The 20,933-nt window shown below is 42.0% G+C and carries 19 protein-coding genes; 16 read left to right on the top strand and 3 right to left on the bottom strand.

Annotated features, from left to right (window positions below):
* Positions 1-2: 2 nt before the first annotated feature.
* Entirely contained in the window at positions 3-1,376 is a 1,374-nt protein-coding gene (locus tag E2R53_RS12415) for a YheC/YheD family protein (protein WP_133312038.1), read from the bottom strand.
* Positions 1,377-1,495: 119 nt separating this feature from the next.
* On the opposite strand from E2R53_RS12415, the gene E2R53_RS12410 reads away from it, so the two are divergent.
* The 13 genes from E2R53_RS12410 (at position 1,496) to E2R53_RS12350 (ending at position 16,356) form a co-directional block, all read left to right on the top strand.
* A complete protein-coding gene (locus tag E2R53_RS12410; RefSeq protein WP_165970971.1) occupies positions 1,496-2,632 on the top strand; it encodes a DUF445 domain-containing protein in 1,137 nt (378 codons plus the stop codon).
* A gap of 94 nt (positions 2,633-2,726) precedes the next feature.
* Complete coding sequence (locus E2R53_RS12405; RefSeq protein ID WP_133312036.1) at positions 2,727-3,080, top strand: YlbF family regulator; 354 nt, start codon at positions 2,727-2,729, stop codon at positions 3,078-3,080.
* Positions 3,081-3,691: 611 nt separating this feature from the next.
* Positions 3,692-4,558 (top strand): Cof-type HAD-IIB family hydrolase, encoded by an 867-nt coding sequence (locus E2R53_RS12400; protein ID WP_133312035.1) that lies wholly within the window; start codon positions 3,692-3,694, stop codon positions 4,556-4,558.
* A gap of 973 nt (positions 4,559-5,531) precedes the next feature.
* Positions 5,532-6,470, top strand: a complete 939-nt coding sequence (locus E2R53_RS12395) for an FkbM family methyltransferase (protein ID WP_133312034.1) — start codon at positions 5,532-5,534, stop codon at positions 6,468-6,470.
* A 301-nt stretch (positions 6,471-6,771) separates the two neighbouring features.
* Positions 6,772-7,251: a hypothetical protein gene (locus tag E2R53_RS12390; protein ID WP_133312033.1), complete on the top strand. Its 480-nt coding sequence runs from the start codon at positions 6,772-6,774 to the stop codon at positions 7,249-7,251.
* Positions 7,252-7,353: 102 nt separating this feature from the next.
* Positions 7,354-8,082: a Cof-type HAD-IIB family hydrolase gene (locus E2R53_RS12385; RefSeq protein WP_133312032.1), complete on the top strand. Its 729-nt coding sequence runs from the start codon at positions 7,354-7,356 to the stop codon at positions 8,080-8,082.
* A gap of 230 nt (positions 8,083-8,312) precedes the next feature.
* Positions 8,313-9,806: a coproporphyrinogen III oxidase gene (locus E2R53_RS12380; RefSeq protein WP_133312031.1), complete on the top strand. Its 1,494-nt coding sequence runs from the start codon at positions 8,313-8,315 to the stop codon at positions 9,804-9,806.
* A gap of 182 nt (positions 9,807-9,988) precedes the next feature.
* Positions 9,989-10,477, top strand: coding sequence for a hypothetical protein (locus E2R53_RS12375; RefSeq protein ID WP_133312030.1), 489 nt, complete (start codon positions 9,989-9,991; stop codon positions 10,475-10,477).
* A 250-nt stretch (positions 10,478-10,727) separates the two neighbouring features.
* On the top strand, positions 10,728-12,287 hold the full coding sequence (locus E2R53_RS12370) for a fatty acid--CoA ligase (RefSeq protein ID WP_133312029.1): 1,560 nt from the start codon (positions 10,728-10,730) through the stop codon (positions 12,285-12,287).
* A 20-nt stretch (positions 12,288-12,307) separates the two neighbouring features.
* Positions 12,308-13,456 carry an acyl-CoA dehydrogenase family protein gene (locus E2R53_RS12365; RefSeq protein WP_133312028.1) on the top strand — a complete coding sequence of 383 codons (1,149 nt, stop codon included), beginning with the start codon at positions 12,308-12,310 and terminating at the stop codon, positions 13,454-13,456.
* 35 nt (positions 13,457-13,491) lie between these two features.
* A complete protein-coding gene (locus E2R53_RS12360; RefSeq protein WP_133312027.1) occupies positions 13,492-14,355 on the top strand; it encodes a 3-hydroxyacyl-CoA dehydrogenase family protein in 864 nt (287 codons plus the stop codon).
* On the top strand, positions 14,352-15,503 hold the full coding sequence (locus E2R53_RS12355) for a thiolase family protein (RefSeq protein WP_133312026.1): 1,152 nt from the start codon (positions 14,352-14,354) through the stop codon (positions 15,501-15,503). Before E2R53_RS12360 ends, E2R53_RS12355 begins: the two co-directional genes overlap by 4 nt.
* An 82-nt stretch (positions 15,504-15,585) precedes the next feature.
* A complete protein-coding gene (locus E2R53_RS12350; protein ID WP_286166161.1) occupies positions 15,586-16,356 on the top strand; it encodes an enoyl-CoA hydratase in 771 nt (256 codons plus the stop codon).
* Positions 16,357-16,703: 347 nt separating this feature from the next.
* Here the strand turns inward: E2R53_RS12350 and E2R53_RS12345 are convergent, their stop codons facing one another.
* A complete protein-coding gene (locus tag E2R53_RS12345) occupies positions 16,704-16,889 on the bottom strand; it encodes a YhzD family protein (RefSeq protein WP_133312024.1) in 186 nt (61 codons plus the stop codon).
* A gap of 141 nt (positions 16,890-17,030) precedes the next feature.
* Here E2R53_RS12345 and E2R53_RS12340 point away from each other — a divergent pair, with 141 nt between their 5' ends.
* Together E2R53_RS12340 and E2R53_RS12335 are read left to right on the top strand one after the other, a co-directional pair.
* Positions 17,031-17,930 carry an ABC transporter ATP-binding protein gene (locus E2R53_RS12340; RefSeq protein ID WP_133312023.1) on the top strand — a complete coding sequence of 300 codons (900 nt, stop codon included), beginning with the start codon at positions 17,031-17,033 and terminating at the stop codon, positions 17,928-17,930.
* Positions 17,923-19,182 (top strand): ABC transporter permease, encoded by a 1,260-nt coding sequence (locus E2R53_RS12335; protein ID WP_133312022.1) that lies wholly within the window; start codon positions 17,923-17,925, stop codon positions 19,180-19,182. The genes E2R53_RS12340 and E2R53_RS12335 overlap by 8 nt, the downstream gene beginning before the upstream one ends.
* A 318-nt stretch (positions 19,183-19,500) precedes the next feature.
* On the opposite strand, the gene E2R53_RS23270 is transcribed toward E2R53_RS12335, so the two are convergent.
* Positions 19,501-19,638: a hypothetical protein gene (locus E2R53_RS23270; RefSeq protein WP_165970970.1), complete on the bottom strand. Its 138-nt coding sequence runs from the start codon at positions 19,636-19,638 to the stop codon at positions 19,501-19,503.
* 57 nt (positions 19,639-19,695) lie between these two features.
* Between E2R53_RS23270 and E2R53_RS12330 the strand changes: the two genes are divergently transcribed.
* Entirely contained in the window at positions 19,696-20,925 is a 1,230-nt protein-coding gene (locus tag E2R53_RS12330) for a metallophosphoesterase family protein (protein ID WP_133312021.1), read from the top strand.
* Positions 20,926-20,933: the final 8 nt, after the last annotated feature.

The following is a 20,933-nucleotide window of genomic DNA, read 5'->3' as shown; positions in this document are numbered from 1 at the left end:
GCTTAGTGAGCTTCATCCTGATGAGCTTCGCTTAAAAATAAACAATAATCAATAATGGACCGCGCTGAAGGCCTTGCCGCCAGTGATTTGCGTTCTTCTGTATTTTTGGAAGGCTTTGTGTTTACTTCAATAATCCATGGATGCCCCCCTGAATCGACGGCCAGATCCATGCCGAATTCGCCGTAAAGACCGCCTGCATATTTACCCAAAGCCTCGGCAATCTCAAGTGAAAGTTCATTTAAGAGCTTGCTGATATGAGCAGCTTCTGACAACTCAAAAGAAGCAGATAGGGCCTCTCTGATTTTGTACAGAGAGCCGCCGCGGGCTATATTGGCCACAAATTGATTTTCCGCAGAAACGCGGGCAACACCGGAAGAGATTTTCCACTGGGAGTAATTTCTTTTATGGCACAGTATCCTGAAATCCATTGGCTTTTTCTCATAAGTCAGCAGCTCGATTCCTTCTTGAACGATAAAAGCTTCTTTCTTAATTCTTGGAAGAAGACTTTGAAAAAGATCGTCAAAGGAAAGATAATCCCGCAGCAAATGCCCTGAGAAAGTAGAATAATCAAGTTCATATCCTTCATCTGTAAGACAGATTCTAAAGATCCGCTTTCCCTGGCTGCCGTTAATAGGCTTTAGGAATACAACAGGGTACAGGTGTACCATCGTTTCGAGAACCGTTTTTGATGAAAGCAGTTCAGATTTCGGCAGGAAGGGGGTGAGATGGGGAGTTGCATTTAATATCTGATGAACTTCCCATTTATTTAGAAATCTGTCATTAAAATAGGGAACTTTATGCTGGATGAAATCTGCCGTCATCCTTAAAAAATCCTCTGACTGTTCCAGGGTCCGGGAATGAATGCGATTATGGACAGCACTCGGATGAGGAACAGAACATTCCTGCCATTCATTCTGATTGAGTGTATAGCCATTCATCTTTTCTTGATGATAATCAGACAGGGAAAAAACATAAAAGAAGATTCCCTTTTCTGCGCTGCATGAAGCGAGCTCTCTGCAAAAAGAATCTATGCTTCCAAGGGAGACCGGCTTTTCAGCAGCATCAATTTCGGTTAAGACAGCAACAACAGGTCCAAGCTCAAGCCATCTTTTCTGAGAATCATATTTTATGCTGATCTTAAAAGGATAAGCAGGAAGCGAAAGCTCTTTAAGCAGTTCCTGGTGGATAGAAACATGAGTATGTTCTTCATTCATACATACGATTTTTGCGAAAATACTATTCCTTCCGCACATTACTTTCACAAGGCCGGATGAAAATGGCAAACTTAGTTTTGCTCTCAAAGAATAACTGATTTGGATACTATTTCTGCCATGAGAGGTAAAGCGCGGGGATACAGCTATTTTTTCTATATTCATAGGAAACCCTCATTTGCTGACTGTTCTAACAAGCACTATAATAGGTTTATAGGCAGACGCTGATATAAGCATCGTATGAATAAATCAGTGAATAGGTGAGATTTGGAAGGTAGATGGTTATGACTGGATTGACATTAATTTTGTTTATGATTGCAATTGGAGCGGTAATTGGCGGAATCACAAACCACCTTGCCATTAAGATGCTCTTCAAACCGCATAATGCGAAGTATTTATTCGGAATGAAAATCCCTTTTACACCCGGACTTATTCCAAAACGGCGAGTGGAACTTGCTGATCAAATGGGGAAAATGGTTGTCGGACATTTGCTTACACCAGACGGCATTCGAAGAAAGCTCGCAAATGACGATTTTCATAAAACCGTTACATCATGGGTAAATAATGAAGCGAAACGTCTCATAAACAGTGAAAAAACGGCAGCAGCATTTGCTGCTGACATCGGCATCGAAAATTTGGAAGGGAAAATAGAATCAAAGCTGAGTGAAATGATCGATTCTAAAATGAAAGAGAAAGTTGAGCAATATCGGGTACTGACTGTTAAAGAAGCTTTACCTTTTCACCTTTACGAAAAAATAGAGCGCTCACTTCCCGCAGCATCAGAATTTGTTGTTCAAAAGGGCATTGATTATTTTCAAAGTGATGAGGGCAAGCAGCGCCTCAGAAGAATGATTGATGACTTTCTGGCAGAAAGAGGCATGCTCGGCGGAATGCTTCAAATGTTTTTAGGAAATACAAGCGTATATGATAAGGTGCAGCCGGAAGTGCTGAAATTCCTTCGAAATAGTGAAACCAAACGGCTGCTCACTTCCTTAATTGAAAAAGAGTGGAAGAGAATTGAAGACATTAAACTTGGAGATCTTGAAGAAAAATTCAGTCTTGATGAACTTCTGTCACTGTCAAAGCAGGCAATTTTAAAGGAAATGGCGATCAAAGACAGGCTCAATGCTCCTGTTTCTGACTATCTGCTGCCTTATTCCGAATGGATTACAGATGAATTTATCCCCAAAATGGTAATACTTGCTGTCCAATACCTTCAAAACCATATGGAAAAGATGCTGGAGCAGCTTCACCTTCAAGAAATTGTTAAAGAGCAGGTTCAATCTTTCTCTGTCTCAAGGCTCGAAGAAATGGTCCTTGGCATTTCGAGAAGGGAGTTTACCATGATTACTTATTTAGGTGCATTGCTCGGAGGGATCATTGGAGGCTTCCAGGCGATAGTCGTCATGCTGCTCAGATAGAAAAATGGGCACGAAATGAAATTTGTTGAATAGTTTGTTATAGTTGTAGGGTGCTTTTAAGGCACAGCGTGAAAAGATGTTAGGAGGAATACTTATGGCAGCGAATGTTTATGATTTAGGATACGATCTTGAGAAAGCACTTAGAGACAGTGATGATTTCAAAATACTAAAGAGTCTTTATGATGAAGTAAACGCTGATGATTCAGCACGCACTTTGTTTGAAAGCTTCAGAGATATTCAATTAAACCTTCAGCAAAAGCAAATGTCAGGCCAGGAAATTTCTCCAGAAGAAATTGAACAGGCACAGAAATCAGTGGCACTTGTACAGCAGCACGATAAAATTTCAAAGCTGATGGAAGCTGAACAGCGCATGAGCATGACGATTGCAGAACTAAATAAAATCATCATGAAGCCGCTTGAAGAGCTTTACGGCAGTCTTCAACAATAAGAAGGAAAAACGGAGCGAGTACGAAATGCTCCGTTTTTTTTTTTTGGTGTGCGGCATGGGATTGACGTCTCCGGCTAGTAATAAATGATCTTGGCTGATCAAAGGGATGATGAACAAAAGGTTAAATGAAAAAATCAGTTCGCTATAAGATTGCCTTAATCCGCTAAAAATGATGAAAATATCGTTAATAAACGGAAGGTTTTCATAAAGAATACTTCAGGGAATCCTAAATCGTGTAAATTCAGAATAAATCAAACAATAAAACGCTTTCATTTTTTCGAGAAAACCCCTTGTCAAATTTGAAATAACTTGCAATAATAAATGTAAGCGTTTTATTTCACTTATTTTATGGTCTGCGATTATGGGGATGATCGCCTGAACCATTCTGTCAACGGAAGCTGCGGGTAACAGTTTTCCGTCACGTTTGTTGGGAGAAAGTTAAATACTGGGGTTTTACAATTATAAAAACAGCTCTGTGGCAAGAATCACAGAGCTGTTTTCATTTGGTTCGAAAATCATGGAAACAGGCTGCCGTGCATTTCGTTCTATTTCAGGATGAAAGGACATATCCTCATATTAGAAATCAGACATCAGCTGAAGGGGGATTCACAGTGATCTACCGACTACTAGCGTTAAACATTGACGGAACATTGCTTCGTTCCAACGGTCGACTTCAACCTTCTACAAGGGAAGCGATCCATTATGTTCAAAAAAAGGGAGTATACGTTACTCTCGTGACAAGCCGGCATTTTCAGACAGCCAAAAAACTTGCAAAAGCGCTTAAGATAAACAATATTTTGATTACGCACAGCGGTGCGTTTATTTCTGATAAAGTTGACAGGTCTTTCTATGAAAACAGAATATCAGAGGAAAAAACATTTAACCTCGTTCAGGTGCTCGAAACATTTGATTGCAACGTCCGAATCGTGCATGAACGTTTTTCGCTCGGAAACCGGAAAAAAGTATCCTCAAATATCGTGGGGAAAACATTGTTAAGCCCAACGGATCCGTTGTTTTATCCAGTCCAGTTTGTCGATTCGCTTGGAGAAAACTTAAGAGATGAACCGCTCTCAGCCCCAAAAATAGAAGTGTACTTTTCAGAAGAGCATGAATGCCAAGAGGTTGAAAAAGTGCTTTCTGATGCGTTCGTTGGCATTACCATAAGGGTCAAAAACCCGACAGTGCTCGAAATCACTGCAAAAGGTGTATCAAAGGAGAACGGCTTAAGGCTTCTTGGTCAGCACTTAAATATTATGCCTGAAGAAATGGTCGCTATTGGAGACGCTGATGATGACAAAGAAATGATTGAAATGGCCGGACTTGGAGTAGCCATGGGGAACGCCCCTAATCATGTAAAAAAAGCGGCTGACTGGATTACAAGAAATAACGATGACCAGGGTGTTTCTTATATGGTAAAAGAACACTTCAGAAAACAGCATCGCATTGAGTTTTTAGATAAACTGAAGGTTGACCGATAACAGGACCATATGAGCAGAATAAAACGGGTACTAAATTGCAAGCCAATTTGTATCCGTTTTTTTGTTGTTTCAGGAGATCAAAGAATTGGTATGATTCCTCAAGGTGCTGAGATGGGAAGGAAAGTGGAAACAAAGCCTTGCTATGATTCCATAAAACGATGAGATGGCTCGTAAAGTGGAATCAAAACCCGCTATGATTCTACAAATCGCTGAGACGGCACGTAAGGTGGAAACAAAGCCCAGCTATGATTCCACAAAACGCTGAGATGGGACGAGAAGTGGAATCAAATCCCCGCTATGATTCCATAAATCGCTGAGATGGGACGAGAAGTGGAATCAAATCCCCGCTATGATTCCACAAAACGCTGAGATGGCTCGGAAAGTGGAATCAAATCTCTGCTATGATTCCATAAATCGCTGAGATGGGACGAGAAGTGGAATCAAATCTCTGCTATGATGCCACAAAACGCTGAGATGGCTCGGAAAGTGGAAACAAAGCCCTGCTATGATTCCACAAAACGCTGAGATGGCTTGGAAAGTGGAAACAAAACCCGCTATGATTCCACAAATCGCTGAGATGGCTAGTAAAGTGGAATCAAATCTCCGCTATGATTCCACAAAACGCTGAGATGGCTCGGAAAGTGGAAACAAAGCCCCGCTATGATTCCACAAAACGCTGAGATGGCTTGGAAAGTGGAAACAAAACCCGCTATGATTCCACAAAACGCTGAGATGGCTCGTAAAGTGGAATCAAATCTCCGCTTTGATTCCACAAATCGCTGAAATGGCGTGAAAAGAAGAATCAAGAACAAAAGAAGTTTAAAAGTGCCAACTTTCCGCAGCCTTAGTTCGTTCAATAACCGGATACCCCTTTTTTAGCCAATTGTAAATTCTATGTTAATCTGTATCCATTTCAAAAGGATTTTTATAGGTTAATAAGAAGATATAAGAATGCTTAAAAAGGAGGACCATCATGATTAACAAAGCAGCTGTAAGAAAGCCGTTTCTTATGAAAATGTGGGAACAGTACCCTAAGCTTTGGAAAGGGTTAATTGATTTTGGGATACTGATGAAATACCGAACATTGGATATCAGCAAACTTCCGGATAAAATCGTCCTCCCGTCTTCAACCGTTCTTTATGTTGATGCAAAAGAGAATCGGGGCAGAGCATTGCTGATCAGCGGAGGCGTAACGCAAAAGAGGCTTCTTTCTTTTTGGCAGCAGGCTGTTGAAGCAGTGAAGCCGGACTATATTATTGATATAGGCGTCAACTATGGAGAATGTATTTTCTCAATCATTTATCCGAAACATACAAAGATATTCGGAATTGAAGCTAACCAAAACCTGCTTACATATATCAGCAAGTCCCGGGATGCTCATCCGAATCACTCACAAATCAAGATTGTTCATGCCTTTGCTTCTGATTCAGACGGAGAAGATAAACGCTTTTTCATAGATAACCACTGGTCAGGAACTTCTTCGGCTTCTTATATGCCGGCTCATCACATGGTCGACGAGGTTTCTGTACAATCAATTACTGTTGATTCGTTATTGAATAATAGCATGGAAAATAAAGTTGTTCTTTTTAAAATTGATGTTGAAGGATATGAAGCTTTCGTATTAAAGGGAATGAGGCAATTATTTGAAAACAGCCGTTCTGTTCTGGGGTTTATTGAGTTCAACAGCGACTATTTCGAAAAAACGGGAGTAGACCCAAATTCCTTTTTTGAATACCTAAATCAGTATTTTACTATTTATGTTTATAAAGAGAATGATGATATCGTAAAAGTGAAATCGCTGAAAATAGAAGACCTTCATGAAATGTTTGGCTCGGACTACGTCCATACAGATCTTATTTTAGCGACGGACGCAGAAATAGCAGATTCATTAACAAGCAATGAAAAGAGCTGAAAGATACAGCTCTTTTTTTTGTTCAAAAATAAGAAAGTGTAAAAATTTGCGCTTCGATGGCGAGCGGAATCGCTCAGGCTCCCTGGCCAGAACGGAACAGTAAGTATTGGAAATAGCGCCAAGAATTATGGATACCTATCTGTAATGACTGCGCTAAACGGGGTCTTGCGCTTTTCTTGCAAAGAATGAGAAGGTATTTCCGATTTTATTTAGAACTAATAAGGTATAACTTTTTTTTTCCGAAATGCACGGATCACTCACAACATTCCTGGGTCAATAACTAAAGAAAGAAGGTAAAGAGATGAAAGGGGACTTCTTCTCAAATTACGAAAAGTACATTATTGTGCCGCTCGAAGATCAAAATGCAAATCGAGAATTTAATCCAGGCGAGTATCAATCGCACTATATCCTAACGCTGTCACTTTATGATTCACTCATCTCAACTTGGAGTGAAGCGGGCAAATTCGATATAGAAATAGGAATGGGCCTTGAAAAAGTGCTTGAAGACTTTAACCGCAAACACGGGGATAGTTATCATCTGCAAGTTCTGGAGCTGGATTATGAAAAAACATACTTTGTTTTAGCTTTTTCAAGCAAAGTGAAAATTGAAACTGAAGAAGCCGAAGACCGGATTTCCTATGTACTGGAGATCCTGCTTTCAAATCACTTTTATGTCGGGCAAAGCTGGTACAGGCTGATTGGCGATAAAGGGAGAATTAAACGCCAGTTATTCAGCTATTCGATTAAAGAGTACTTTGCAATGGAATCGGCGAATGTTTAAAGAATAAAAGACTTTTGAGTAGCAAGAGGCATCCATTTGGTTTATCAGCCTGTAAAATGATATCCTAGGTAAAGAGCCGAGAAGGTATAGGAGGATTTTTACATGGAAATTAAACTTATTGCACTTGATATGGATGGTACACTTCTGAACGAAAAAAAAGAAATTTCAGAAGCAAACAGAAAAGCAATCAGAGACGCTGAAGCCCGGGGCATTCATGTCGTCATCAGCACTGGCAGAAGCATGGCAACCCTGCGGGATCTTGCTAAGTCACTGAGCTTATCTTCTTATTTGGTCACTGTAAATGGCAGCGAAATTTGGGACGAGCACGGTGAACTCGTGGATAGAAATATCGTCCATAATGATTTGATGACTTGGATGTATGACTTATCTAAAACACATAAAACAGGTTACTGGGCAACAAGCACAGAAAGAGTGTTCTTTAATGAAATGCCGGAGGATTTAAGCACGTTTCAGTGGCTTAAGTTCGGATTTGAAATTGAAGATGATAAAGCCCGTGAAACCATTTTAAATGAGCTCCGCAGCAGAGGGGAGTTTGAAATCACGAATTCAAGTCCTACAAACCTTGAGGTGAATGCAATTGGAATTAATAAAGCCAAAGGCATTGAGAAGGTATGCGGACTGCTCGGCATCACAATGGAAAACGTGCTGGCCTGCGGCGACAGCATGAATGACCTGGCGATGATTAAAGAAGCAGGTGTTGGTGTTGCAATGGGGAATGCACAGGACATCGTCAAAAAAGCAGCTGACTGGGTCACTTTGTCCAATGATGAAGACGGGGTTGCTGAAGCAATTAAAAAATATGTGCTGTAATATAGGAGCAGATGGCTGTATAGCCATCTGTTTTTATCTTTTTTGGAAGACTGTTGCCGTAAATTGAATCGGGAATCCTGCGAGCAGGCAGCAATCTTGCGGCGTGCTTCAGGGAACGAATCTGCCACCCTGAACTGACCGAGCGTCTCCGCTTTTCTAAATTGACCATATGCTCCAGGTTTTGTACACTTAAGGAAGTTTTGAATCTAAAAAAAGATAAGGTGAGAATCTTGCGTTTTACTATAAATGGCATAAACGATGAACGATTTCATCGTCCGCTGCAGTTAATTTCAAATTTGTTTTACGAAGAAACAAAGCTGATGTTTGAAGAAACGGAAGCGGACATCAGCATCATTTTCCAAATAGAAGAAAAGAATGGAAGCATTAGCGTCCGCGGAACTTTGTCTGATCAAAAAGGATATGAGAAGTCGGCTGCGCACGAAAAAGGTATTTCAGATGACCTGAGTGAAAAAGAGGTATTTAAAGCGGTTAAGCATACACTCGTATATGTGCATCTGAACCTGCTTCAGGATTACACAGGCATGATACAGCAGTGGGGAATCTTAACAGGTATCCGGCCGACAAAGCTTCTTCATAAAAAATTGCGTGAAGGCATGTCAAAAGAAGAAGCGCATCAGATGCTGAAGGAAGAATATTTAATTTCAGACGAAAAAATTCAGCTGATGCAGCGGATCGTCGACAGGCAGCTGAGCGTTGTTCCCGATCTGTATGATCTTTCAAAAGAAGTGAGCATTTATATTGGCATCCCGTTCTGTCCGACTAAATGTGCGTACTGCACGTTCCCTGCTTATGCAATAGGCGGAAGACAGGGATCTGTTGATTCGTTCCTTGGCGGGCTGCACTATGAAATTCGTGAGATGGGAAAATGGCTGAAAGAGAAAAACATAAAAATCACAACTGTGTATTACGGTGGAGGTACTCCTACAAGCATTACTGCAGAAGAAATGGATATGCTGTACGAGGAAATGAACGCAGCATTCCCGGGTGTTGATAAAATCCGCGAGCTTACAGTAGAAGCGGGCCGTCCGGATACGATTACAGAGGACAAACTGAACGTGTTGAAAAAATGGAATATCGACCGAATCAGCATCAATCCTCAATCTTATATTGATGAAACATTAAAAGCCATCGGACGTCATCATACCGTTCAGGAGACCATTGATAAATTCCATTTAGCCCGCTCCATGGGCATGAACAATATTAATATGGACTTGATTATTGGATTGCCGGGTGAAGGAATAAAAGAATTTGATTATACATTATCCGAAACAGAAAAACTGATGCCTGAATCCTTAACGGTTCATACACTGTCCTTTAAACGTGCATCAGAGATGACAAGAAATAAACAAAAATACAAAGTGGCAGGACGCGAAGAAATCGAAGAAATGATGGATCATGCTGTCAAATGGACAGATGAACACGGCTATACTCCATACTACTTGTACCGTCAAAAAAACATTCTTGGCAATCTGGAAAATGTGGGCTATGCGCTTGAGGGCCAGGACAGCATTTATAACATCATGATCATGGAAGAGCAGCAGTCCATCATTGGCATCGGATGCGGAGCAGCAAGCAAATTTATTCACCCTGAAACAGGGAAGATTACGCAATTTGCGAACCCGAAGGATCCAAAATCCTATAACGACAGTTTTGAGCATTATACAGAAGCGAAAATTAAGATTCTGGAAGAAATGTTCGTGTGATGTTTTGAAAGAGAGGCTTTCCCATAAAAGGGGGAGCTTCTTTTTTATAGAAAAAAGGGATCATTTTTCGCATTACCCTCAAATGTCTTCCTGCGCTATTCAGCCACATAAATAATCCAAGCATCCCCCAACATGAGACAGCTCATGGCTGAATAGCCTAGGGGAGTGAGGAGGTGGGAGAAATGAAAAAACCACTTTGCGCCTGTCTGTTTATGTTCCTGTTTTTACTTTCGGGATGTTCGGAGGATCCTGTTCAGGAAGAATTGCTGACCTATGTGAATGAAATCCTGCCTGAGGTTACGGAAAAAGAAACGGCTGCCATCAGCGCATATGACAGTGTGTCCGGCGACAATTACACAAGTGATGAAGTTATGTATTCAGTGATGGTAGATGAAGTTTCGCCAACGTACAATTCCTTTATTGCTGATTTAGAAGAAGTTCAGGTACAATCGGAAAAAATAAAGGCACTGCATGAAAATTACATTAAAGCAGCCAATATTCAGCATAGTGCTTTTATTTTGATCATTTCAGGGCTTGAAGAACAGGACCGGGGAAAAATTATCGATGCGAATGATAAGCTTGCGACAGCACGAAAAATGATCAGAGAATTCAGTGATGAGTTAGAAATGCTGGCAGAAGAGCATGATGTTACCCTTGAAAAAGAGTATTAAATTCATGAATTTTGCATTCAAAAAGACTGGTTGCGGCTTAGGGTTCGGAATAAATGTCCCGAGCCTTTTTTTGCATATGATTTAATCCTTTAAATAAGAACGGATTTTCATAGATATAAAACCTTCTAATGAAAGATTTCAAATAGAATGAAGGAATTTTCTGAAAAAAGATGAATGTTAATAAAGGGATTAAATAATGAAGCATTACCGCCCTTTTTGTAAACGCTTTCTATCTAAAGGAGGAGTTTCTATGTATTCAACGATTGGACGAGTATTTGATTTGACTGCTGAGAAGTACCCTGCAAAGGAAGCCATTTATGATGTCCGGAGAGGCATCAGGTGGACGTATGCCGAGTGGCAAAAAGAAGTGAATAAGCTTGCAAATGCGTTTTTGGAGGCAGGCGTTAAGAAAGGTGACCGGATCTCGACGTATTTATTCAATACGATTGAACTTGCAACGGCTTATTTTGCCAGTGCCAAAATCGGTGCAGTCATCAATCCGATCAACTTCAGGCTTAAAGCCCAGGAGGTGTCCTACATCTTAAACGATGCAAAGCCTTCCTTAGTTCTGTTTGAACGGGCGCTTGAGCAGCAAATCAGCGAAATTCAATCACAGTTTGAAGAGATCTCCTTCTGGTTCATCGACGGTGAACCGCCATCATATGCTTCAAGCTACCATGAGAAAGTTAAGCATACAAGCGGCAGGCTCATTGACATGGAAATTACTGAAAATGATCTGTATGCCATCATGTATACGAGCGGGACGACTGGGCGCCCGAAAGGAGTTCTTCATCGACACCGGGATATGATTGAGCAGAATCATGTTTGTATTGCTGCGAAAAGGCTGACAAAGGATGACCGCGGATTAGTGGCTGCACCGATGTTTCACTGTGCGGAGCTCCACTGCTGTTTCCTCCCGCGCGTACAAGTTGGCGGAAGCAACGTGATTTTGCATCATTTTGAGCCGGAGCTTGTGCTTCAGCTGATTGAAGAAGAGAAAATCACTGTCTTTTTTGGAGCGCCAACAATGTGGAACATGATGCTTCAGGAGAAAATTGAAACGTACAATCTGACTTCCCTGCGACTTGGCTTGTACGGGGCAGCCCCGATGGCACCGGCTCTAGTCAAGCTCTGCAAGGAAAAGCTGGGCACCGACCTTATCCAGGCTTATGGCATGACAGAAATGGGACCTGCAGTCACTTTCTTGTCAGAAGATGAGCAGCTGACTAAAGTAGGCTCAGCGGGAAAAGTCTGCTTCGGACATGAGCTGCGGATAGTAAAGCCGAATGAGAATGGTTCATCAGAACCTGAAGATATTCTTCAGCCGGGACAGGTTGGTGAAATTATTGTAAAGGGACCTTGTATGATGGCAGGTTATTTCAATATGCCGGAAGCTTCAGAAAAAGCGCTGTATAAGGGCTGGTATCATTCAGGCGATTTAGGATATTTGGATCGTGACGGGTTTTTATATGTGGCTGACCGAGTAGACGACATGATTATAAGCGGCGGGGAAAATGTGTACCCGCGAGAAGTTGAGGATGTTTTATTTGAGCATAAAGGCGTACTCGATGCAGCTGTTTTAGGAGAGCCGCACGAGAAATGGGGAGAATGTGTGACAGCCTTTATTGTCAGAAAAGATATGAATCTATCAGAACAAGAGCTTGAGGAATTCTGCAAATTGAGCGATAAGCTTGCGCCATATAAAAGACCGCGCAAATATCACTTTGTAGAGGCGCTGCCTAGAAACGCAAGCGGCAAAATCCAAAAATTTCTTTTAAGGGAGAAGCTCGCAGAACAGCCAAGCGCATAAAACAGGGGGGCTAGATTGAAATGCCGGCAGCATACTTGCAAAAAGAGCATCAAATTTTCCGGGAAGCACTAAGAAAATTCCTTCAAAAAGAAGCAGTGCCTTACTACGATCAGTGGGAAAAAGCAGGAATGGTCCCGCGTGAACTTTGGATCAAAATGGGAGAGAAAGGTTTTTTGTGTCCCTGGACGGATGAGAAGTACGGAGGATCCGGCGTAGATTTTGCCTATTCCGTCATTATAAACGAAGAGCTTGAAAAAGTGGGATCCAGCCTTATCGGCATCAGCCTTCATAACGATATCGTCGTGCCGTATTTTGATTCTTACGGAACGGAAGAGCTGAAGCAAAGGTTTCTGCCGACTTGTGTGACGGGAGAAACCATTACGGCGATTGCTATGACAGAGCCGGGCGCGGGTTCAGATCTCTCAGCTGTAAAAACGACAGCTATTAAACAAGGAGACTATTATGTATTAAATGGGGAGAAGACATTCATTACAAATGGAATCTGTGCGGATTTAATTGTTGTTGTCTGCAAAACGGAGCCAAAGGCGGTGCCTGCTCATAAAGGCATCAGCCTGCTGGTCGTTGAAAGAGACACACCTGGCTTTAAAAGAGGCAGAAAGCTTGAAAAAGTTGGCTTGCACGCACAGGATACCGCAGAGCTCATTTTTGAGGATGCAAAAGTGCCTGCGGCGAATCTTTTAGGAGAAGAAGGCAAAGGCTTCTATTACTTAATGGATAAGCTGCAGCAGGAGCGTCTCCTTGTAGCAATCGGAGCGCAGACTTCTGCTGAGAGAATGCTTGCTATTGCCAAGCAGTATACGAAGCAAAGAAAAGCGTTTGGAAAATCAATCAGCGATTTTCAGACTGTTCAGTTCCGGCTGGCAGAAATGGCAACAGAAATTGAAATTGGCCGTACCTTTTTAGATTCTGTCATTGAAGAACATCTGGCAGGGAAAAATGCAGTTACACGTGTTTCCATGGCTAAGTACTGGATTACGGACATGGCTAAAAAAGTGGCGTCAGAGGTCATGCAGCTTCATGGCGGATACGGTTATATGGAAGAATACGAGATTGCGAGACGATATCGTGATATACCTGTTTCAGCCATATACGCAGGTACAAATGAAATCATGAAAACCATCATCGTGAAAAATTTAGATCTTGCTTGAACCATTCAGCAAAAAATCAAGGGGGACTCACTTCTATGAACATACAGAAAATAGCTGTTATCGGATCAGGATTAATGGGGAGCGGGATTGCCCAATCCTTTGCCGCCGCAGGAAAAACAGTTTACTTATATGATGTGTCAGAGAAAGCGCTGGAAAAAGCACAATCTGGAATTGATAGAAGCTTATCAAGGTTCGTTAAAGCAGGACACCTTTCAGAATCTGATAAGTCAGCAGCGTTAGAAAAGATCCATTCTTTTACCGTGCTTGCAGATGCAGTGAAGGGAGCAGAGCTGGTTGTTGAAGCAGTTCCTGAAAATCTGGAGCTGAAAAAAGCGATTTTCAAAGAACTTGACGAATTAACGGAAAAAGGGGTCATCCTGGCCACAAATACGTCTGAACTAAGCGTTACAGCTATTGCGGCTGCAACAAAAAGACCGGATCAGGTCATTGGCATGCACTGGTTTAATCCGGCCCCTGTTATGAAGCTGATTGAAATTGTAAAGGGAATTGATACATCTGATCAGACAATTGAAACAATCAGGAAATTATCAGAGGAAATAGGGAAAGAAACAGTATTAGTAAAAGATGCACAGGGCTTTATCACAACAAGAGCTCTGTCTGCTCATATGCTTGAATGCATCCGGATTTACGAAGAAGGGATTGCAAGTGCAGAAGATATCGACAAAGCGGTCAAGCTTGGGCTGAATTATCCGATGGGACCGCTTGAGCTTGCAGACTTAGTCGGTCTTGATACGATGCTGTTTGTCAGCAATGGGATGGCGGATGCATATGGTGACCGCTTTTTGCCACCGCAGCTGTTAAGAAAATTAGTTGAAGCGGGACATCACGGACGGAAAACAGGTAAAGGATTTTACACATACGAAGGAGAGAGAAAATGACACGGGAAGTAGTAATTGTTGAAGCGGTAAGAACGGCTGTTGGAAAAAGGAAGGGTGCCTTCAGAGAAACACATCCCGTTCATCTTGCAGCTGCGGTATTAAATGAGGTTGTCACAAGGGCAGGTCTGCCGAAAGAGCAGGTTGAGGATGTGGTTATGGGCTGCGTATCCCCAATTGCAGAACAAGGCTTTAACATTGGAAGACTGGCGGTTCTTGAAGCAGGATTTCCTGTAAGCGTGCCTGCCGTTCAAATAAACCGCATGTGCGGATCGGGCCAGCAGGCCATTCATTTTGCCTGTCAGGAAATCAGGTCGGGTGATATGGATATTGTCATTGCAGCGGGTGTAGAGAGCATGACAAAGGTTTCTATCTTAAGCGATGGAAACGACGAAACAATTCCTTCAAGCCTGCATGAAAAATATAACTTTGTTCATCAGGGCATTTCAGCAGAAATGATTGCAGAAAAGCATCAGATTACAAGACAGGAGCTTGATGAATACTCGCTTCGAAGCCATAAGCGGGCTTTAGAAGCCATTCAAAAAGGAATCTATCAATCTGAAATTCTGCCGCTGAAAGGGCTGAATAAAGATGGAGAAGAAATTGTCTTTGATCAGGATGAGGGCCCGCGCGCTGATACCTCACTTGAAGCTCTGGCAAATTTAAAAACGGTGTTCAAAGAAGATGGCGTTGTAACGGCAGGAAACGCAAGTCAAATGAGCGACGGGGCGGCAGCAGTCCTGTTAATGGAAGGCTCCAAAGCACGGGAGCTCGGACTCAAACCAAAGGCAAGAATTGTGGCACAAGCCGTGGTAGGCTCAGATCCAACCTACATGCTTGAAGGTGTCATCCCTGCAACTCAGAAGGTACTGGAGAAAAGCGGGCTGACTGTAAACGATATTGATCTTTTCGAAATCAATGAAGCATTCGCTCCAGTTGTCCTTGCCTGGCAGAAAATGATTGGGGCAGATCCTGAAAAAGTGAATGTAAACGGCGGTGCCATTGCTCTTGGTCATCCACTGGGTGCTACTGGAGCAAAGCTGATGACAAGTCTCGTAAATGAACTAGAACGCAGGAATGCACGCTATGGGCTGCTGACGATATGCATTGGACACGGAATGGCGACAGCGACAATCGTTGAGAGAATTTAAATTATCTGAAAATAATATCAATTATGTTCAGAACGAGCTATAATAATTAGTGAGGATGGAAATTTAATTTAGGGGGATGGGTATGGAAACTGTTACATATGCGGTACATGGAAGATATGCAACGATTGAAATGAACAGGCCTGATGTTTTAAATGCCATGAATGAACAAATGCTGAGAGAGCTTCTTCAGGCTTTGAAGCTTGCTGGTGAAAGTGAAGCGGATATCGTGGTTTTATCAGGCAGCGGAAGAGGTTTTTCAGCTGGCGGGGACATTAAAACGATGCTGAATTCAATGGATAACTCGGGCTTTTCAGGGGTAATGGATTTAATATCAGAGGTCATCACGACGCTATATACACTGCCTAAGGTAACAGTGAGCGCCATTCACGGACCGGCAGCAGGTTTAGGATTCAGTCTTGCTCTAGCAGCAGACTATGTTGTCGCACATTCAAGCTCAGTTCTTGCGATGAATTTTATCGGCATCGGGCTTGTACCTGACGGAGGCGGACATTACTTCATGGAAAAACGCTTAGGCGAAGCGAAGGCCAAGCAATTGATCTGGAGCGGGGAAAAGTTAAGTGCAGATGAGGCGTACAAACTTGGTTTAGTTGACTTAGTATGCGACGTTGACTTAAAAGATGCCGTACAATCTCTTGTCAGCGAATGGCTGCAGAAACCTGTAAAAGCGATGATTGCGAGCAAAAATATTTATTCTGCTGTAAAGAAACCAGAGCTAGAACACATCCTTTCACTTGAAAAAGAAACACAATATAACATGAGACAATCTCAGGATCATCAAGAAGGCATTAATGCGTTTTTAGAAAAAAGAAAACCTCAGTTTACCGGTAAATAAAGAAAAAGCGGTTACCGTTTTGTAACCGCTTAAATATAAAAGGACGTCCTTAAATGGATGTCCTTTTGAAAAGAGAAGAACGTATAAATTTTTGCGCATTGGTGTCTAGCTCCACCTCCTAGCCCCTCGGCCAGAACGGCTCCGTCTATAAAGGCAAAAAGCGCCTTTTCAGCCGGATCCTTATCTGTCTGCCTTAGTCTGACGAGTCGGTTCCGCTTTTCTAGGTGTCTAACTCCAACGCCCAACTCCTCGGCCAGAACGGCTCCGCCAGTAAAGGCAAAAAGCGCCTTTACTGGCGAAGCCTTATCTGTCATGCCTGCGCTAAACGGGCGTTTCCGCTTTTCTAGTCACCTTTCAAATAAAATCAATTTACCGCTTGCCGATGTGCAGCGGTGCGTTTTTTTAAGATAGTTTTTCTCTTCAAGCTTTTGCTCTCCGACTCTTTTAGCTTCCTGGTCATTGGCCGCTTCAAAGCTTTCATCCATTAATTTTTCCCCGTCTTTATTAAATGCGGTTAAGTAATACATGCCCATTTAATAGCCCCCTTTGCATATGAAGTTTAAAAATTTTATAGGCTTATAACTATAATTCTCATCATCTTCTTTTTTTCCTGCAAGGAAAATGAAACATTTGCTTGATGAGTTTCGTACATAAGATAGACAGGAGGAATCAGGATGACTTTACAATTGGATGGAATTACGAAACGATTTGGGTCACACACAGCAGTTGATCAGCTTTCATTATCGATTCCAGAGAGTGAAATGTTTGGTTTACTGGGGGCCAATGGCGCTGGAAAAACGACAACTTTCCGGATGATATTAGGCTTATTAAATCCATCAGCAGGTCAAATTTTATGGGACGGGAAGCCGATCGGATACGATGCGAGTGATGAAATTGGCTATCTTCCGGAAGAAAGAGGGCTTTATCCTAAAGTAAAAGTGCGTGATCAGCTCGTTTATTTAGGGCGGTTAAAAGGGATGAATAAACAGACTGCGCTTGCAGAAATGAATGAATGGCTTGAACGCTTTAAGATTCCGGAATATGCAAACAAGAAAGTAGAGGACCTCTCAAAAGGAAATCAGCAAAAGATTCAATTCATTACAGCAGTCCTGCATCGACCGAAGCTGCTGATTCTCGATGAACCGTTCAGCGGTCTTGATCCGGTAAACGTAGAACTGCTTAAAAATGCCGTATTGGACTTGAAAAACCGCGGAACATCGATCGTCTTTTCAAGTCATAGAATGGAGCATGTAGAAGAACTCTGCCAGCATTTATGCATCATGCATAAAGGAAGGCCTGTTGTTCATGGCGCATTAAAGGATATTAAGCGTTCCTTTGGAAGAAAAAATGTGATTGTTCATGCTGATTTTGACTTGGACTATTTACAGAACTTTGAAGGTGTTACTAAATCTAAAAAAACGTTTGAAGGAATGGACCTGCAGGTTACAGGTGAAGAGGTCTCTCAGAAAATCATGGCTTCTTTGCAGGGCAAAGGATTTGTCAGGAAATTTGAACTGGCAGAGCCCTCTTTGAATGATATTTTCATTGAAAAGGTTGGTGCCGCGTATGAATAAATTTTGGATCATCTTTTGGCATACATATACAAGCAAATTAAAGACAAAATCATTTTTGATTACAACCGGCGTAACACTGCTGCTGATCTTTGGGCTGACAAACCTGCAAAATGTGATTGATTTTTTTAATGATGGGGATAAAGATGCTGTTAAGGTGGCAGTTATTGATCAAACGGAAAATGAAACGATTTATCCTGTTTTTGAGCAGAATGCTTCAGCTATGGATAAGAAACTGCAGCTGAAACGCTCAGAGAAATCAGAGGAACAGCTGAAAAAGGATGTTCTTGATGAAAAAATGGAAGGATATTTAATTCTTAGTCTTGATCAAGATGGTTTGCCGCAGGGCTCCTATTATGCAAGATCCATTGCAAACTCAAGTGTTTCCGGGACAATTGAGCAGGCCATACAGCAAACGAAAATAGCAGCAGGTACAGCAAATCTTGGCTTAAAAAGCGAGCAGCTGAGTCAGTTGTTTACACCTTCAGAGCTTAAGAAAACAGCCCTGTTAGAAAATGCAAAATCAGAAGAAGAGCTGAATCAGGCAAGAGGGCTGGTCTACGTTCTGCTGTTCATTATTTATTTTTCGGTGATCTTATATGCAAGTATGATTGCGATGGAGGTTGCGGTAGAAAAATCATCACGGGTGATGGAAATTCTGATCAGTTCCGTTTCTCCCATCAAGCAAATGTTTGCAAAGCTGCTTGGCATCGGTCTATTGAGTTTAACGCAGTTCGGTCTTATTGTATTGGTCGGATACAGCTCGATTAAAGGAAATATGGAAAATACGGAATTGATGGGTGACGGTTTCTTCAGTTTTTCAGAAGTGCCTGTTGCAACATTAGTTTATGCAGTCGTTTTCTTTATTCTCGGGTACTTTATTTTTGCCACTCTTGCAGCATTTTTAGGATCGCTTGTCAGCAGAATTGAAGATGTTCAGCAGATGATTGCACCGATGACGTATATAATTGTTGGTGCATTCCTTATCGCGATGTTCGGACTTGGAAATCCTGAAGCGCCTTTCATCACGGTTACATCCTTTATCCCGCTTTTCTCTCCAATGATCATGTTCTTGAGAGCAGGGATGCTGAGTGTTCCGGCATGGGAAATTGGATTATCAATCGGCATTTTAGTTATAACCATAATCGCTCTTGCGGTATTAGGTGCTAAAGTCTATAAAGGCGGCGTACTCATGTACGGCAAATCCTCATCATTTAAGGATGTCAAGAAAGCCTTGCAAATGTCAAAGGATTAATCAAAAGAAGGAAGCAGAGTCGGTTCGGCTCTGTTTTTTTTGTTTTGAATGAAGATTTGCAGCAGTTCTCATGTGCTGTTTCGGCTGAAAAAGGATATTTCAGCGGATAGAAAAGAAAATAGGCGGAATGAGCAAATAAATAAAAGGTGGAAAAACTGTTATTCTATATAATTCTGGCTGGCGATTTTGGTATTTTGTGCTGTCCAGCTCCACCTCCTAACTCCTCGGTCAGAATGGCTCCGCCAGTAAAGGCAAAAAGCGCCTTTTCTGTCGGATCCTTATCTGCCTGCCTGCGCTAACCGGGCGATACTGCATTTCTCATTGTCCAGCTCCGCCTCCTAACTCCTCGGTCAGAACGGCTCCGCCAGTAAAGGCAAAAAGCGCCTTTTCTGTCGGATCCTTATCTGCCTGCCTGCGCTGAACAGCCGGTTCCGCATTTCGGTGCAGAACGTGCATTCGTATTTCCAAGGTGATACAATATAGAATAAGAGAGAAGTAAAGGAAGGAAAGCAGATGGAACCTATTCGATTTATTCATGCAGCGGATTTACATATAGACAGCCCGTTTGCCGGAATGCAGCAGCTGCCGGAAACGATTTTTGAAAGGCTGAAGGAAAGCACATTTGCTGCTCTGGACAATTTGATCAAGCTTGCTATCAGCGAACAGGTTGATTTTATATTGATAGCGGGGGATTTATTTGACGGCGAGGACAGGAGCTTAAAGGCACAGCTGAAGTTAAAAAAAGCATTTGAACAGCTTGAGCTGCACAGTATTCAAGTATATGTCATACACGGTAATCATGATCACATGAGCGGGAAATGGCTGGATCTTAGCTGGCCGCAAAATGTTCATATTTTTTCAGACAAAGAAGTAGAGTGTAAAACTTTCTGGAAAAACGGAAATACATCCGTCAATTTATATGGATACAGCTATCCGAAGCGAGCTGTCATAGAGAATATGACACCTTTCTATAAAAAACAGGGAGAGGCGGATTTTAACATCGGACTGCTTCATGGATCGATTGCGGGCAATACCGACCATGATGCATATTCCCCTTTCCTGATCAGCGACCTGCTTGAAAAACAGTTTGACTATTGGGCGCTTGGCCATATACATAAACGGATGCATCTTCATGAAAGTGAGCCGCCGATTCTGTATTCAGGCAATATTCAGGGCAGAAACAGAAAAGAAACGGGAGATAAAGGATGCTATCTCGTTTCCATGTCTGAAAGCATCGTGTCTTACACGTTTAAGCCTCTCCATGATGTGAAGTGGGAAGAACTTTTAAATGAGATTAAAGGAAGTTTTGAGGAATGGATTAACAGCCTGCATCTGCAGCTTCAGCAGCTTAGAGGTGACGAGCCGCGTGTTGTTACAATTCGTATAAGCGGTACAAGTGAACTGTACGATTCGCTTCAGGAAGAAAATGTGCTTGAAGATTTAATAGATCAATGGAATGAAGATGAGACAGGGCGTGAGAATTTTGTATGGATTTCCTCAATCATCAATGAATCAATGCCTGAGATTAGCAAGGAATCCCTGCAGCTTGATTCTCATTTTTTAGCGGATTTAACAGAGATTATCAAAAACTTTGATGATTTTGAGGGTGCCGTTTTGCCCCTGAAACAGAACGCATTATTCAGGAAACACATACCTGCATTTGATTCAGCTGAACAGCAGCAGATAGAAAGAGAAGCTGAATACCTGCTGTTTCAGGAACTTTTGAAGCATAGAAGATTGTGAGGTGAAAA

The organism is Peribacillus frigoritolerans, assembly GCF_004358755.1.
Classification (GTDB): Bacteria; Bacillota; Bacilli; order Bacillales; family Bacillaceae; genus Bacillus_P.
Note: the sequence above shows the minus strand (reverse complement) of the source record. Positions and strands in the feature narration are given on the sequence as shown.

Bases quoted from the DNA above. Each gene is read 5' to 3' on its own strand.
- E2R53_RS12405 (WP_133312036.1), top strand. From the start codon at position 2,727: ATGGCAGCGAATGTTTATGATTTAGGATACGATCTTGAGAAAGCACTT.
- E2R53_RS12365 (WP_133312028.1), top strand. From the start codon at position 12,308: ATGCCGGCAGCATACTTGCAAAAAGAGCATCAAATTTTCCGGGAAGCA.
- E2R53_RS23270 (WP_165970970.1), bottom strand. From the start codon at position 19,638: ATGCACGTTCTGCACCGAAATGCGGAACCGGCTGTTCAGCGCAGGCAG.
- E2R53_RS12335 (WP_133312022.1), top strand. From the start codon at position 17,923: ATGAATAAATTTTGGATCATCTTTTGGCATACATATACAAGCAAATTA.
- E2R53_RS12355 (WP_133312026.1), top strand. From the start codon at position 14,352: ATGACACGGGAAGTAGTAATTGTTGAAGCGGTAAGAACGGCTGTTGGA.
- E2R53_RS12345 (WP_133312024.1), bottom strand. From the start codon at position 16,889: ATGGGCATGTATTACTTAACCGCATTTAATAAAGACGGGGAAAAATTA.
- E2R53_RS12395 (WP_133312034.1), top strand. From the start codon at position 5,532: ATGATTAACAAAGCAGCTGTAAGAAAGCCGTTTCTTATGAAAATGTGG.
- E2R53_RS12390 (WP_133312033.1), top strand. From the start codon at position 6,772: ATGAAAGGGGACTTCTTCTCAAATTACGAAAAGTACATTATTGTGCCG.
- E2R53_RS12360 (WP_133312027.1), top strand. From the start codon at position 13,492: ATGAACATACAGAAAATAGCTGTTATCGGATCAGGATTAATGGGGAGC.
- E2R53_RS12340 (WP_133312023.1), top strand. From the start codon at position 17,031: ATGACTTTACAATTGGATGGAATTACGAAACGATTTGGGTCACACACA.
- E2R53_RS12410 (WP_165970971.1), top strand. From the start codon at position 1,496: ATGACTGGATTGACATTAATTTTGTTTATGATTGCAATTGGAGCGGTA.
- E2R53_RS12415 (WP_133312038.1), bottom strand. From the start codon at position 1,376: ATGAATATAGAAAAAATAGCTGTATCCCCGCGCTTTACCTCTCATGGC.
- E2R53_RS12375 (WP_133312030.1), top strand. From the start codon at position 9,989: ATGAAAAAACCACTTTGCGCCTGTCTGTTTATGTTCCTGTTTTTACTT.
- E2R53_RS12330 (WP_133312021.1), top strand. From the start codon at position 19,696: ATGGAACCTATTCGATTTATTCATGCAGCGGATTTACATATAGACAGC.
- E2R53_RS12370 (WP_133312029.1), top strand. From the start codon at position 10,728: ATGTATTCAACGATTGGACGAGTATTTGATTTGACTGCTGAGAAGTAC.
- E2R53_RS12385 (WP_133312032.1), top strand. From the start codon at position 7,354: ATGGAAATTAAACTTATTGCACTTGATATGGATGGTACACTTCTGAAC.
- E2R53_RS12350 (WP_286166161.1), top strand. From the start codon at position 15,586: ATGGAAACTGTTACATATGCGGTACATGGAAGATATGCAACGATTGAA.